Origin of the sequence: Mesorhizobium sp. B4-1-3, assembly GCF_006439355.1 — a bacterium.
Lineage (GTDB): Bacteria > Pseudomonadota > Alphaproteobacteria > Rhizobiales > Rhizobiaceae > Mesorhizobium.
On sequence record NZ_VFTG01000006.1, the window covers coordinates 48,878 to 62,679 of the forward strand.

Annotated in this window: 12 protein-coding genes; all 12 read right to left on the reverse strand. The window is 65.3% G+C overall.

The window, feature by feature from the left end; translation table 11 throughout:
* Positions 1-7: 7 nt before the first annotated feature.
* The 12 genes from murB to mraZ are packed head-to-tail and all read right to left on the reverse strand — an operon-like array spanning position 8 to position 13,710.
* Positions 8-973, reverse strand: coding sequence for a UDP-N-acetylmuramate dehydrogenase (gene murB / locus FJW06_RS10430; RefSeq protein WP_140751244.1), 966 nt, complete (start codon positions 971-973; stop codon positions 8-10).
* On the reverse strand, positions 970-2,376 hold the full coding sequence (gene murC / locus FJW06_RS10435) for a UDP-N-acetylmuramate--L-alanine ligase (protein WP_140751246.1): 1,407 nt from the start codon (positions 2,374-2,376) through the stop codon (positions 970-972). Before murC ends, murB begins: the two co-directional genes overlap by 4 nt.
* On the reverse strand, positions 2,373-3,497 hold the full coding sequence (murG, locus tag FJW06_RS10440; protein WP_140751248.1) for an undecaprenyldiphospho-muramoylpentapeptide beta-N-acetylglucosaminyltransferase: 1,125 nt from the start codon (positions 3,495-3,497) through the stop codon (positions 2,373-2,375). The genes murC and murG overlap by 4 nt, the downstream gene beginning before the upstream one ends.
* Positions 3,498-3,503: 6 nt before the next feature.
* Complete coding sequence (gene ftsW, locus FJW06_RS10445) at positions 3,504-4,655, reverse strand: putative lipid II flippase FtsW (protein ID WP_140751250.1); 1,152 nt, start codon at positions 4,653-4,655, stop codon at positions 3,504-3,506.
* Positions 4,655-6,058, reverse strand: a complete 1,404-nt coding sequence (gene murD / locus FJW06_RS10450) for a UDP-N-acetylmuramoyl-L-alanine--D-glutamate ligase (RefSeq protein WP_140751252.1) — start codon at positions 6,056-6,058, stop codon at positions 4,655-4,657. Before murD ends, ftsW begins: the two co-directional genes overlap by 1 nt.
* A 10-nt stretch (positions 6,059-6,068) precedes the next feature.
* On the reverse strand, positions 6,069-7,151 hold the full coding sequence (gene mraY, locus FJW06_RS10455) for a phospho-N-acetylmuramoyl-pentapeptide-transferase (RefSeq protein WP_140544456.1): 1,083 nt from the start codon (positions 7,149-7,151) through the stop codon (positions 6,069-6,071).
* 27 nt (positions 7,152-7,178) lie between these two features.
* On the reverse strand, positions 7,179-8,612 hold the full coding sequence (locus FJW06_RS10460) for a UDP-N-acetylmuramoylalanyl-D-glutamyl-2,6-diaminopimelate--D-alanyl-D-alanine ligase (RefSeq protein WP_140751254.1): 1,434 nt from the start codon (positions 8,610-8,612) through the stop codon (positions 7,179-7,181).
* A complete protein-coding gene (locus FJW06_RS10465) occupies positions 8,609-10,063 on the reverse strand; it encodes a UDP-N-acetylmuramoyl-L-alanyl-D-glutamate--2,6-diaminopimelate ligase (RefSeq protein ID WP_140751256.1) in 1,455 nt (484 codons plus the stop codon). Before FJW06_RS10465 ends, FJW06_RS10460 begins: the two co-directional genes overlap by 4 nt.
* Before the next feature lie 54 nt (positions 10,064-10,117).
* Entirely contained in the window at positions 10,118-11,842 is a 1,725-nt protein-coding gene (locus FJW06_RS10470) for a penicillin-binding protein 2 (RefSeq protein ID WP_140751258.1), read from the reverse strand.
* Positions 11,839-12,234: a hypothetical protein gene (locus FJW06_RS10475; protein ID WP_140751260.1), complete on the reverse strand. Its 396-nt coding sequence runs from the start codon at positions 12,232-12,234 to the stop codon at positions 11,839-11,841. Before FJW06_RS10475 ends, FJW06_RS10470 begins: the two co-directional genes overlap by 4 nt.
* A 4-nt stretch (positions 12,235-12,238) precedes the next feature.
* On the reverse strand, positions 12,239-13,255 hold the full coding sequence (gene rsmH, locus FJW06_RS10480; RefSeq protein WP_140751262.1) for a 16S rRNA (cytosine(1402)-N(4))-methyltransferase RsmH: 1,017 nt from the start codon (positions 13,253-13,255) through the stop codon (positions 12,239-12,241).
* Complete coding sequence (mraZ, locus tag FJW06_RS10485) at positions 13,252-13,710, reverse strand: division/cell wall cluster transcriptional repressor MraZ (protein WP_040982276.1); 459 nt, start codon at positions 13,708-13,710, stop codon at positions 13,252-13,254. Before mraZ ends, rsmH begins: the two co-directional genes overlap by 4 nt.
* Positions 13,711-13,802: the final 92 nt, after the last annotated feature.

Here is a 13,802-nt window from a genome sequence, read left to right on the forward strand (position 1 = left end):
CCTGGGCTCAAAGGAGTTGGCCAAGAAACTCCTGCACGGCGTGGCCGGGGCGGAAATTGCCGAGGCGCTTGATCTCCCAGTGCAGCCGGATGCCCGAATTCTCGAGCACGCGCGCCCGCACCGTCTCGCCGAGATATTCGAGGTCGTAGCCGGTGGCGGTGCCGGTGTTGATCATGAAGTTGCAATGCATCGGCGACATCTGCGCGCCCCCGATCATCAGACCGCGACAGCCCGCCTTGTCGATTTCCTTCCAGGCCGAGGTGCCTTCCGGATTCTTGAAGGTCGAGCCGCCGGTTTTTTCGCGGATCGGCTGCACCGTCTCGCGGTGGTTCTGCACCGCATCCATCGCAACCTTGATCGCCGCCTTGTCTTCGGAAAACCCTTCGAAAACGGCCGAGGTGAAGATCAGCCCGGAAGGCGCGGACGAGTGGCGATAGGCATAGCCCATATCGGCGTTGCTGAGCGTATGGAGATTGCCCTTACGGTCCAGCGCCCTCACCTCGACGATCCGCTCGCGGGTCTCGACACCGTTGGCGCCGGCATTCATCCTGAGCGCGCCGCCAACGGCGCCGGGGATGCCGTGGTAGAAGTGAAAGCCGCCGATGCCGGCTTCGTAAGCCACCGCGGCGACACGTTTGTCCGGCGTTGCCGCTCCCGCCTTGATCGTGGTCGGCCCGGTGGCCTCGGCCTCGCCAAAACCCTTGGCCGAGAGCCTGACGACGAAACCGGGAATGCCGCCGTCGCGCACCAGCAGATTCGATCCGACGCCGACCACCATGACTGGTATTTCTTCCGGCACGGCGCGCAGGAAGGCGGCGAGGTCGTCCTCGTCGGCCGGCTGGAACAGTGCCTCCGCCAGGCCGCCGGCCCGGAACCAGGTGATCTTGTCCATCTCGGCGTTCGGCGTGATGCGGCCGCGCAGGCCGGAAAGCTTGTCGCCGAGCTTGTCGATCAAGTCCTGGCCGCGCATCATGAGGGCGTCCCCCCAAGTTCCTTGGGCAGCGCATAGGCCCATTGCGTGATGTTGCCGGCGCCGAGGAAGACGACGAAATCGCCGGGCTTGGCAAGCTCGCGAATGGCGGGCGCGATCGCCGCCTGACCATCGATATAGCGTGCGTCGCGGTGGCCGCCAGAGCGGATGCGCGACACCAGCGCGTCGGAAGTCGCGCCTTCTATGGGCTCCTCTCCGGCCGCGTAGACCGGCGCGACCATGACCGTATCGGCATCGTTGAAGCAGACGGAGAACTCATTGAACAGATCGTGCAGCCGGGTGAAGCGATGCGGCTGCGCGATGGCGATGACACGTCCCTTGGTCGCGCTCCGCGCGGCCTTCAGCACCGCCGCGATCTCGACCGGATGGTGGCCGTAATCGTCGAACACCTCGACGCCGTTCCACGAGCCGGTATGGGTGAAGCGCCGCTTGACGCCGGCGAAGGACGACAGGCCCTTCTTGATCGCCTCGGCCGAAAGGCCAAGCTCATGCGCGACCGCGATTGCCGCCGTCGCGTTGGAGACGTTATGCCGGCCGGGCATCGGCAGGCGCAGATCCTGGATCGTCGAGGTACCGCGGCTCTTGCGGTCGCGGATGACTACATCGAACTCCGAGGTCGCGCCCTGCATGCGGTGGTTGGTGAAGCGGACATCGGCCTGCGCGTTCTCGCCATAGGTGATGACGCGCCGGTCCTCGATACGGCCGACCAGCGCCTGCACTTCCGGATGGTCGGTGCACATCACCCCGAAGCCGTAGAACGGCACGTTCTCGACGAACTGGCGGAAGGCTTCGCGCACCTTGTCGAAGCTGCCATAGTGGTCCAGATGCTCGGGATCGATGTTGGTGACGACGGCGATGTCCGCCGGCAGTTTCAGGAACGTGCCGTCGCTCTCGTCGGCTTCGACCACCATCCACTCGCCATCGCCCATGCGCGCATTGGTGCCGTAGGCGTTGATGATGCCGCCATTGATGACGGTCGGGTCGAGCCCGCCGGCCTCAAGCAGCGTCGCCACCATGGACGTGGTCGTCGTTTTGCCATGCGTGCCGCCGATGGCGATGGCCTGGCGGAAACGCATCAGCTCGGCCAGCATCTCGGCCCGGCGCACGATCGGCAAAAGCCTTTCGCGCGCGGCTTTCAGTTCCGGGTTGGACTTCTTGATTGCGGTCGAAACGACCACGACTTCGGCGTCGCCGAGATTCTCGGCCTTGTGGCCGACGAAACATTCGATGCCCTTGTCGCGCAGCCGCTGCACATTGGCGCCGTCGGCCTGGTCGGACCCCTGCACCTTGTAGCCGAGATTATGCAGCACCTCGGCGATGCCGCTCATGCCGATGCCGCCGATGCCGATGAAATGCACAAGGCCGATCGTCTGCGGCATCTTCATGGGCGCGTCCTCCTGTAGTCCGAAACCGTTTTGCCGGACGCAATAGCCTCTGTCAGATCGGCGAGCAACCGCGCCGCGTTCGGTTTCCCGGCCGAGCGGGCCGCGGCGGCCATGGTCGCCAGCCGGTTCGGATCCTTGATCAGCCCGCCGACCAGTTCGGCGATCCGTTCCGCCGACAGAGTCGACTGCGGATGGAGCTCGGCGCCGCCGGCGGCGGCGAGCGCCGCGGCATTCGCCGCCTGGTCGTGGTCGAGCGCGTGTGGGTAAGGCACCAGCAGCGCCGGCCGGCCGATGACGGAGATTTCCGAAACCGTCGAGGCGCCGGAGCGCGACATCACCAGATGCGCCGCCCCAATGCGCGCCGCCATGTCGGTGAAGAACGGCGAAACCTGGACGTCGACGCTGAGATCGGCATAGACCTCCTTCACCCGCGCCACATCCTCGGCGCGCGCTTGCTGCGTGATCACCAGCCGCTTGCGCTGGTCTTCGGGCAAAAGCGCGATCGCCGCGGGCACGGCATCGGAAAAGAACTGAGCGCCCTGGCTGCCGCCAAACACGAGCAAGCGGAACGGCTCGCCCTCGTTCGAAGCGACATACGGCGTCTTCGCCGCTTCGAGGACCTGGGGCCTGACCGGATTGCCGGTGGTCACGGTCTTTGCGCTGGCGGCGCTCTCCCCTTCCGGCAGGAAGCCGCCGGCTATCGCGTCGACGCGGCCGGCGAGCGCCTTGTTGGCGCGGCCCATGACGGCGTTCTGCTCGTGGATCAGCGTCGGCACTCTTCGCCTTGTCGCGGCATAGAGAGGCGGCAGCGTCGGATAGCCGCCGAAGCCGACGACCGCCTCCGGCTTGATTTTGGCGATCACCCGGCTGGCTTCCCGCACGCCCTGCCAGATTTTCCAGAAGGCCGAGAGCATCGCGACCGGGTTCTTGGAACCCAGCGTGGCCGAAGGGATCGTGTGCGTGTCGGCTGCCGGGAAATGGCGGGAATAGCGCTCGGCGCGGTGGTCGGTGGCAAGATGCACCTTCCAGCCGCGGTCGATCAATTCATGCGCGAGCGCCTCGGCCGGAAACAGATGTCCGCCCGTTCCACCGGCGGCAAGCAGGATGACACCCTTTGACATCCTGCCTCATTCCGCCGGCATTGCGCGCTGCGCGAGGACGAAGCCCATCTGCTTGCGCTTTTCCGGCCGCTTGCGCGTCAATGCGAGCACCATGCCCATTGAGACGGCGATGGCGATCTGCGAGGAGCCGCCATAGGAGATGAAAGGCAGCGTCATGCCCTTGGCCGGCATCAGTTGCAGGTTGACGCACATATTGATGGCCGATTGCAGGCCGAAGACGGTGACGAGGCCGCCGACCGCATAGCGGGTGAAATCATCGTGTTCCTTGAGCGCGATGCTCAAGCCGCGCAGCACGATGAAGGCGAAGATCGACATGATGAAGAAGCACATGATCAGCCCGAACTCCTCGCCGGCGACCGAGAAGACGAAGTCGGTATGAGCATCCGGAACAATGCGCTTGACGGTTCCCTCGCCTGGCCCGACGCCGAACCAGCTGCCGTTGATCAGCGCCTCGCGGCCCATGTCGACTTGGAACGTGTCGCCTTCGCCGGTCAGAAACTTGTCGATGCGCAAGGCGACGTGCGGGAACACCGAATAGGCAGCGAACAGCCCGCTTGCCCCAACGAGGCCGAGAGCCACGATCCACAGCCACGGCAGGCCAGCCATGAAGAACATCACACCCCAGGTGCCGGTTACCAGCATAGTCTGGCCGAGGTCGGGCTGCGCCACCAGAAGCGAGATGACCAGCGCAAGCAAAAGCATGGCGAACAGATTGCCGGGAATGTCGGGCTGGCGCTTGTGCTCGGCAAAGAGCCACGCGCAGATGATGACGAAGGCGGGTTTCAGGAATTCGGACGGCTGGATGGAAAGGCCGGCGAGCGACACCCAGCGCCGCGCGCCCTTCACCTCGACGCCGATGTAAAGCACCGCCACCATCAGCACCAGCATGATGCAGAGCATCACCAGCGACATGCGCCTTATCTGCCGCGCCTCCAGGAAGGAGACCGCAAGCATGACGAGGAGCGCCGGGATGGTGAAGATGACCTGTCTGGTGGCGAAGTGAAAGCTGTCGAGGCCGATACGCTCGGCCACCGCGGGGCTCGCCGCGAAGGATAAAATGATGCCCAGCCCCATCAGCGACAGGAACGCGGCCAGGAACCAGCGGTCGATCGTCCACCACCAGGTTGCAACAGGACTTTTGTCGAGACGGCTTTGCATCAACGTGGCCCTCCGATGGGTTTCACACCATCAATAGCAGTCGCAGCTTGCCTGAAGGCTTCGCCGCGAACTTCGAAATTCTTGAACTGGTCGAAACTGGCGCAGGCCGGCGACAGCAGCACCACCGCCTCGCCGCCGGCGTCGTTTGCCGCGTCATGGGCGGCATGCTCGACCGCCGCCGCCAGCGTTCCCGATATCTCGTAGGGCACCGCCTCGCCGAGCGTCGCGGCAAAAGCGGGCGCCGCTTCGCCGATCAGATAGGCCTTGGCGATGCGCGGGAAGAAGCCGCGCAGCGGCTCGATGCCGCCTTCCTTGGGCAGGCCGCCGGCGATCCAGTAGATGCGCTTGGCGAAGCTCGACAGCGCGGGTGCGGCCGCATCGGCATTGGTGGCCTTGGAATCGTTGACGAACAGCACATGGTCCTTGCGGCCGACCTGCTCCATGCGGTGCGCGAGCCCGGGGAAGCTTTCCAGCCCGGCCTGGATCTCGCCGAGATCGAGCCCGACTTTCAGGCACGCGACGACGGCGGCCAGCGCATTCTGCGCATTGTGCTGGCCGCGCAACGAGCCGATGCCTTCGAGGAAGGCGACGCGGCTATAGCGGCCATGCACCGCTTCCATCAGATTGGTGCCGTCGGCGAAATAGCCGTCGGTCAAAGGCAGGCGCTTGGAAATACGAACCACCGGCCGGCCGGCGCGTTCCAGCCGGTCGGCGATCTGGGCGCACCAGGAATCGTCGACGCCAATGATCGCGGTGTCCGAGCCGGCGACCAGCCGCTCCTTGATCGAGGCGTAATGCGCCATCGTGCCGTGCCGGTCGAGATGGTCGGGCGTGAGATTGAGCAGGATGCCGGCGGTCGGGTTGATCGAGGGCGCAAGGTCGATCTGGTAGGACGAGCACTCGACCACATAGTGCCGCCGGGGCTCGGGCGGATCGAGCGTCATGATGGCGCGGCCGATATTGCCGCCCATCTGCGTGTCGCGGCCTGCCGACTTCAGGATATGCGCCGTCAGCGCCGTTGTCGTCGACTTGCCGTTGGTGCCTGTGATCGCGATGAAAGGTGCCGCCGGGGCGCGGCTGATGCGCTCGCGGCAGAACAGCTCGATATCGCCGATCACCTCGACCCCGGCGCCGCGCGCCAGTTCCACGGTCCAATGCGGCTTCGGATGCGTCAGCGGCACGCCTGGCGACAGCACGAAGGCGGCGAAACGCGGCCAGTCGGCTGCACGCAGATCGCCGGTCGCAATGCCCGCGGCGGCCGCCTTGGCGACGCTGTCCGGATTGTCGTCCCAGGCCAGCACCTCGGCGCCCCCCGCGATCAGCGCATGCGCGGTGGCGATCCCCGAGCCGCCAAGCCCGAAGAGCGAAACGCGTTTGCCGGAAAAGGAAGCGGCCGGGATCAAGCAGCGAGTCCTATCTGAGCTTGAGGGTGGAGAGGCCGACCAGCGCCAGGATGACGGCGATGATCCAGAAGCGGATCACCACCTGGCTTTCGGTCCAGCCGAGCTTTTCGAAATGGTGATGGATCGGCGCCATCAGGAAGACGCGCTTGCCGGTCATCTTGAAGTAGCCGACCTGGATGATGACCGACAGGATCTCGACCACGAACAGGCCGCCGACGATGACCAGAACGATCTCATGCTTGGTGGCGACCGCGATGGTGCCGATCAGCCCGCCCATCGCCAGCGAGCCGGTGTCGCCCATGAAGATCGCGGCCGGCGGCGCGTTGAACCAGAGGAAGCCGAGACCCGCGCCGATCACCGCGCCGAGCACGACGGCGAGTTCACCGGTGCCGGGCACGAAATGGATCTGCAGATATTCGGCGAAGACCGCGTTGCCCGAGAGATAGGCGATGACGCCGAAGGACGCCGCCGCGATCATGATCGGCACGATCGCCAGCCCGTCGAGGCCGTCGGTCAGGTTCACCGCATTGCCCGCGCCGACGATGACGAAGCAGGAGAACGGCACGAAAAACCAGCCGAGGTTGATGAGGAATTCCTTGGCGAAGGGAAAGGTCAGCGACGACGAGAACGGCGCCTGGCCATTATGCATGATCACCCAGGCGGCGATCGCCGCAATGATGAACTCGATCGCCAGCCGGGCCTTGCCGGAGAAGCCCAGATGCGACTGCTTGGTGACCTTGAGGTAGTCGTCGTAGAAGCCGATCGAGCCGAAGCCGACGGTGACCAGAAGCACCACCCAGACATAGATCGAGGAAAGATTCGCCCACAAGAGCGACGAACCGATGATGCCGGACAGAATCATCAGGCCGCCCATGGTCGGCGTTCCCGCCTTCTTGAAATGCGTCTGCGGGCCGTCGGCGCGGATCGGCTGGCCCTTGCCTTGCCGCAGGCGCAGCGAATTGATGATCGTCGGCCCGAAGATGAAGACGATCAGCGCCGAGGTGATCAGCGCGCCGCCGGTACGGAAAGTGATGTAGCGGAAGACGTTGAAGAACGAGATCTTGTCCGCGAAATCGACGAGCAGTGTGAACATGGTCCTTCCGTCCCCCGGAATCCGACCTCAAGTCGGCTTAATGTTTGTGGCTTCCGCCGGAAATTTGCCGAGCAATGCCTCGACCAGCTTCGAAAGCCCGATGCCTTTCGACGATTTGACCATCACCACGTCGCCGGGCCTGAGCGCGGAGATCACGATCGGCTTCAGCTCCTCGGCTCCCGCCCGATACTCCGTCTGGACGTCGGACGGCAGAACCTTGGCCAGCGCCTGCATTTCCGGCCCGCCGAGAAAGACGTTGTGCGTGCCCGTCCCGACGATCAGCTCGGCGAGCGCCGCGTGCAGCTTGGCCGAATGGCTGCCGAGCTCCAGCATGTCGCCGAGCACCGCGATGCGCCGGCCCTCGCCCGAGACCGGCGTGGCGTTGAGCAGCGCCATCGCCGCCGCCATCGACGCCGGATTGGCGTTGTAGCTCTCGTCGATCAGCGTGATCGGCCCATCGGGATGATGCAGGACATGGCGCCGGCCCCGCCCGCGCTCGGCCGCAAGGTCCGCAAGCGCGGCCGCGATCTTGTCGATGTCCGCGCCGACCAGTTGCGCGGCGCCAAGCACGGCCAGAACGTTCTGCACGATGTGGCGGCCGGGCGCCCCGACACGGGCGGCCAGGTCCCTCTTGCCGATCTTGACGGCGATGTCGGAATGGTCGGCATAGAGTTCGCAGCCGACAAGGCGGAAGGCCGAGCGGGGATTTTCGCCGAAGCCGAAGACATGCTCGACGCCTGCGTCTTTCGCCATTTTCCCGAGCAGCTTCCAGCGTGGATCGTCGCGGTTGAGCAGCGCGGCGCCGCCGGGCTCGATCCCCTCGAAAATCTCGGCCTTGGCCATGGCGATCTCGTCGAGATTCTTGAAGAAGCCGAGATGGGCGGCGGCAATGATCGTGACGATGGCGACATGCGGCCTGACCATCTTGACCAGCGGCCTGATCTCGCCCGAATGGTTCATGCCGATCTCGAAGACCGCGTAGTCGCAGTCCTGCGGCATGCGCGCCAGCGTCAGCGGCACGCCCCAATGGTTGTTGAACGACTGCGCCGAGGCATGCACCCTGCCGACCGCCGACAGCACATGGCGCAGCGCTTCCTTGGTGGTCGTCTTGCCGGCCGAACCGGTGACCGCGATGATTCTGGCCTTCGAGCGGGCGCGGGCCGCGACGCCGAGCTTCTCCAGCGCCGCAAGCACATCCTGCACGACGATCATCGGCGCCGTCAGCCGACCGAGCGAGGGCAGCTTTCCCTCGGCGACGACCAGCACGGCCGCTCCGGCCTTGACCGCCGCCGTCGCGAAATCATGGCCGTCCATCGCCTCGCCCTTGATGGCGAAGAAGGCGTCTCCAGGCTCCAGGCTGCGGCTGTCGATCGAAATGCCGATGATGCCCTCCGGCAGCGAGCCGATCGGCCTGCCGCCCATCGCCTCGACCAGCGCTTCCGACGTCCACAGCAGGTTCATGCGGCGCGCTCCTTCAGCGCATCGCGCACTTCCTCATGGTCGGAGAAGTGGAAGGTTTCACTGCCGATGGTCTGGCCTTCCTCATGCCCCTTGCCGGCGACGATCAGCGTGTCGCCGGCGCGCAGCATCGCCACCGCCTCGTGGATTGCCTTGCGGCGGTCGCCGATCTCGATGGCGCCGGGCGCTGCGGCAAGAATCGCCGCCCGGATGGTTTCGGGCACCTCGCTGCGCGGATTGTCGTCGGTGACGATGACGATGTCGGCGAGCCGGGTCGCGATCTCGCCCATGATCGGCCTTTTTCCCCGATCGCGGTCGCCGCCGCAGCCGAACACCACGACGACGCGGCCCGTGGTGAAAGGCCGGACCGAGGTCAGCACGTTTTCCAGCGCATCGGGCTTGTGGGCATAGTCGACATAAACGGGAGCGCCGGCGGCTGTGGTGCCGACGAGGTCGAGCCGGCCAGGCGCCCCCTTCAATTTCTCCAATGCCGCCAAGGCCTTGGCCGCGGGCGTTCCAGTTGCGATGGCAAGGCCTGCCGAGACCAGCGCGTTGGCGATCTGGAAATCGCCTGCCAAAGGCAGGTCGATCTCGTGCAGCACGCCGTCAGCCATGATTTCGGCGCGCTGGCGATGGCGCTCATGCTCGACCCGCTTGAGCGTCAGGAAATCGCCATGGCGCCCGACGGTAAGCACTTTCAGCCCCGCCGCCTTCGCGGCCTTGATGGTCGGCTCCGACCACGGATCGTCGGCAAAGACGATCGCGGGCGCGCCCTTCGGCAGCAGCGTGTCGAACAGACGCAGCTTGGCGCGGTGATAATCCTCGACCGTCGGATGATAATCCATGTGGTCGCGGCCGAGATTGGTGAAGGCTCCGGCTGAGAGCTTCACGCCGTCGAGGCGGCGCTGGTCGAGGCCGTGGCTCGAGGCTTCCATCGAGGCGTGGGTGACGCCGGCATCCGCCAGTTCCTTGAGCAATCGGTGCAGCGCCACCGGATCGGGCGTCGTCAGCGAGCCATATTCGTTGCGGCCGGGCGCCACGACACCGGTCGTGCCGATCGAGGCGGCGGCAAAACCCGCCTGCTCCCAGATCTGGCGGGTGAAGGCGGCGACGGATGTCTTGCCGGCGGTGCCGGTGACGGCGACCATGGTTTCCGGCTGGCGGCCGAAGAAGCGCGCCGCGCTGAGCGCCAGCGCCAGGCGCGGATCATCGACGGCGAGAACCGGGATCGATATGCCGGAGACGGTCGTGCCCTTGCCGGTGACGATCGCAGCGGCGCCGCGGCTTGCGGCGTCGGCCGCAAAGACCGAGCCGTCGGCCTTGCTGCCGGCAAGCGCGAAGAAGACGACGCCGGTCTTGACCGCGCGGGAATCGGAGGAAAGTCCGGTCACCTCCAGATCGGGGAAAGCTGTTCCCTCGACAGGCAGGATACCGGCTAGATCTTTTAGATGCATTGAGTCCCGTTCACCGCAACAAAATAGCGCGCAGTTGCCGGCGCGCCCCAAGAATCACTGATAGGAAACCAGCGTTGCACCATTTTCATGGCTGAAATCTGGCTTCACGCCAAGCATGGCCGCTGAGCGCCTGATGATATTGCCGGCCATAACCCCCGCATTGTTGGCGGCGACGTCCGTCATCCCGGGTTTTTCCGGATGCGGAGCGTCGGCGATCGTGAACACCAGGAATTGCGGATCGTCCATCGGAAAGGCGGCGACGAAGGTGTTGAAATTCAACTCCTTGGAGTAACGACCGTTGATGACCTTCTCGGCCGTTCCGGTCTTTCCGCCGACCCGGTAGCCCGGGGCCCGAGCGTTTCTGGCCGAGCCCTTCTCGGCGTTGAGCGTATAGAGGTAGCGCATGCCTTCGACCGTCTTGTCGGTGACCACTCTCTTGGCCACCGCCACGGCCTCCTCCTCGCTGCGGACCAGGAATGTCGGCTCGATCAGATAACCCTGCATCAGCGCCGCGCAGCCGACAGCGGCCTGCAGAGGCGTCGTCGACACGCCGTGGCCGAACGCAATGGTGAACGAGTTGACCTGTTTCCAGACCTTGGGTTCAGTCGGGCGCGCGACCTCCGGCAATTCGGTCTGCATCCTGTCCAGGATGCCGAGGCGGTGCAGGAATTCGCGGTGCCCCTCGATGCCGACCAGCTCAGCCTCCCTGGCCGACCCGATATTGGACGAATAAAGGAACACCTCCGGCAAGGACAACACGCGGTTCTTGCCGTGGAAATCGTGGATGGCCTGATGGCCGACCCGGATCGGATGCGACGCGTCGAAGCGGCTGTTCATCGTCGCCTTGCCGGAATCGAGCGCCATGGCCGAGGTGAAGCTCTTGAAGGTCGAGCCCATCTCGTAGAGACCGGCCGACATGCGGTTCAGCCGGTCTTTTTCCTGTGCGTTGTACGGATTGTTCGGGTCGAAGTCCGGCACCGAGGCCATGGCCATCACTTCGCCAGTCTTGATGTTCAGCACGACCGCGCCGGCGCCCAGCGCGCGATAGCGCTCCAGGCCGGCGGCGATCTCGTCGCGCACCACATGCTGGACGCGCAGATCGATCGAAAGCTTGACCGGCTTGAGATCCTTGGCCACGGCCAGACCCGACGCCTGCAGGTCGCTCAACCCCTGCTCGTCGATATACTTCTCCATGCCGGAGATGCCCTGGTTATCGATGTTGGTCAGGCCGACGATATAGGACGAGGTCTCGCCGCTCGGATAGAAGCGCCGCTTCTCGGTGCGAAAGCCGAGGCCGGGAATGCCGAGCGCCAGGATGTCGGCCTGCTGTTTCGGCGTCAGTTGGCGCTGCAGCCAGACGAAGCCGGCGCCGCTCTTGAGCTTGCGGTAGGTCTGCTCGTAGTCGATCTCCGGCAGCACGGTCGACAATTTCTCGATGGCTTCGTCGGCGTCAACGATGCGGCGCGGCTCGGCAAACAGCGATGCCGTCTTGATGTCGGTCGCCAGCACCTCGCCGTTGCGGTCAACGATATCCGGACGCGATGCCGTGACCCGGCTCTCCGGACCGCCCGAAAGATCCGGGTCCTGCATGCCGAGATAGACGAGCCTGCCGGCAATGGTCGAATAGATCGTAAAGAACACCGCCATGGTCATGACGATGCGCGTCCTTGCCTTGCCGCCTGTCGCCTTGCGGGCGGCATCGACGACGATCGAGCCGTCTTCGGCCCGCTTCTTCCGGCGCTTCAGCAGGTCACCGATCCTTGGAAGCCTGCTGATCATCGAACGGTGCTCCCGGTGACCACTGGATCCTCGCCGTCCGCTGGCTCCTTCCCCGAATTGTCGGCCATGCCGCCAAGCCGCTGCGAGGAGAGGTCCTCGATGGTCACGGGTTTCACGGGAATGTCGTCGAGGCTGCCTATCTGGTGGGCGTTGACCGGCTCGAGTCCGAGCTGGCTCTTATAGACATCGGCAAGCTTCTGCAGCCGCGACGGCTGCGTGAGCAGGCTCCAGTCCGCCTTGAGGAGATCGATCGTTTCCTCCTCGTAGTGGATCTGCGCCTGGATTTTCTGCACCGCCGCCAGTTGCTCTTCGGCTTCCCGCTTCGTCTTGTAGGTCAGGGCCGCGGCCGAGACCATGACGGCGATCAGGACTATGTCGCTGGTACGAAACACGTGCTCACCTCTCCCCCGGCCGCTCGACGGCGGGAAGCTTTGGAAGGCCGAAAATCGAAAAATCGTCGGGGCGCGCCGGCGCATCGGTGCGGATCGCCGCGCGCAGCCTGGCCGAACGCGCGCGCGGGTTGGCGTCCAGCTCGGCCTCTCCCGGCGTCACGCCGCCGCCTGCCTTGCGGAAAGTCGCGACGCGCGCCGGCGCATCAGGCATATGCCGAGAGCCGCCGGCAACTTCGGAACGGTCGGCGATGAAGCGCTTGACGATGCGGTCCTCCAGGGAATGGAATGTCACCACGGCAAGCCGACCGCCGGGTTTCAGCACATGCTCGGCAGCCAGCAGCGCCCTTGCCAGTTCGCCAAGCTCGTCATTGACGAAGATGCGCAGCGCCTGGAAGACGCGCGTGGCCGGATGGATCTTGTCCTTCGGCCCGCGTCCGATATGCGTCTGGATGGCGTCGGCGAGATCGAGCGTGCGCTCGAAAGGCTTCTTCTCGCGCCGGCTCTCGATCATGCGCGCAATGCGCCCGGCGTGACGTTCCTCGCCGAGAAAGCCGAAGATGCGGGCAAGGTCGCCCGTCTTGAAGGTATTGACGACGTCGGCCGCGGAGAGACCCGCCTGCGCCATGCGCATATCGAGCGGCCCGTCGGCGCGAAAGGAAAAACCGCGCTCGGCCTGGTCGAGTTGCATGGACGAGACGCCGATGTCGAGCACGACGCCGTCGGCGCTTTCGACATGCTCGTCCAGCGTCGAGAACGGCGCCTGGACCAGCCTCAGCCGGCCACCGGCCTGCTCCTCGAGCGCCCTGCCTGCCGCGATCGCGTCCGGATCGCGGTCGATGGCGACGACTGAAGCGCTGCGAGCGAGAATGGCGCTGGTGTAGCCGCCGGCGCCGAATGTCCCGTCGATGATAGTGTCGCCCGCTTTCGGCGCGAGTGCCTCGATCACCTCGGCAAGGAGGACCGGAATGTGACGGGCCAGTCCGCCATCGGCGTGAGGGTCATCGCCGTGGCCAGCCATCATTCCGATCGCTCCCCGGGCTTCGTCCCCTGCCGAAGCTGCAAAAGCCTGGCCCGCGCCTGCGCCCCATAGGCGGCAAGCCGCCCCGGCTCCCAGACTTGAAAGAAATTGCCGCGGCCGACAAAGGCCACCTCGTTCGAGATGCCCGTATGCTCGCGGATGAAATCGGTCATGGTGATGCGGCCGTCCTGGTCCAATTTCAGAAACGTGCCGTCGCCATGGCAGAAGAACGACATGTCGTCCGCCGTCTGCAGGAACGGGTCCTCCAGCGCGATCCGCTGCTCGTACCGGTCGAGCAGATCGAGGCCGCCCACATCCATGGCCGGCAGGTCCAGGCAGCGCAGCGCGTAAAGTTCCGAATAGCCGCGCTTCTGCACCACGGCGCGGAAATGCGCCGGAACGGACACCCGCCCCTTCGCATCGATCCTGTTCACCGCGTTTGACAGAAATCGGTCCAATGAACGCTACAGCCGCTTCCGCCGCCGTACCCCTTCCCATGTTGTTCTCCGCGCCCCCGCCGTGCTTGCGGCAAATCGCTTCATTCACCGGG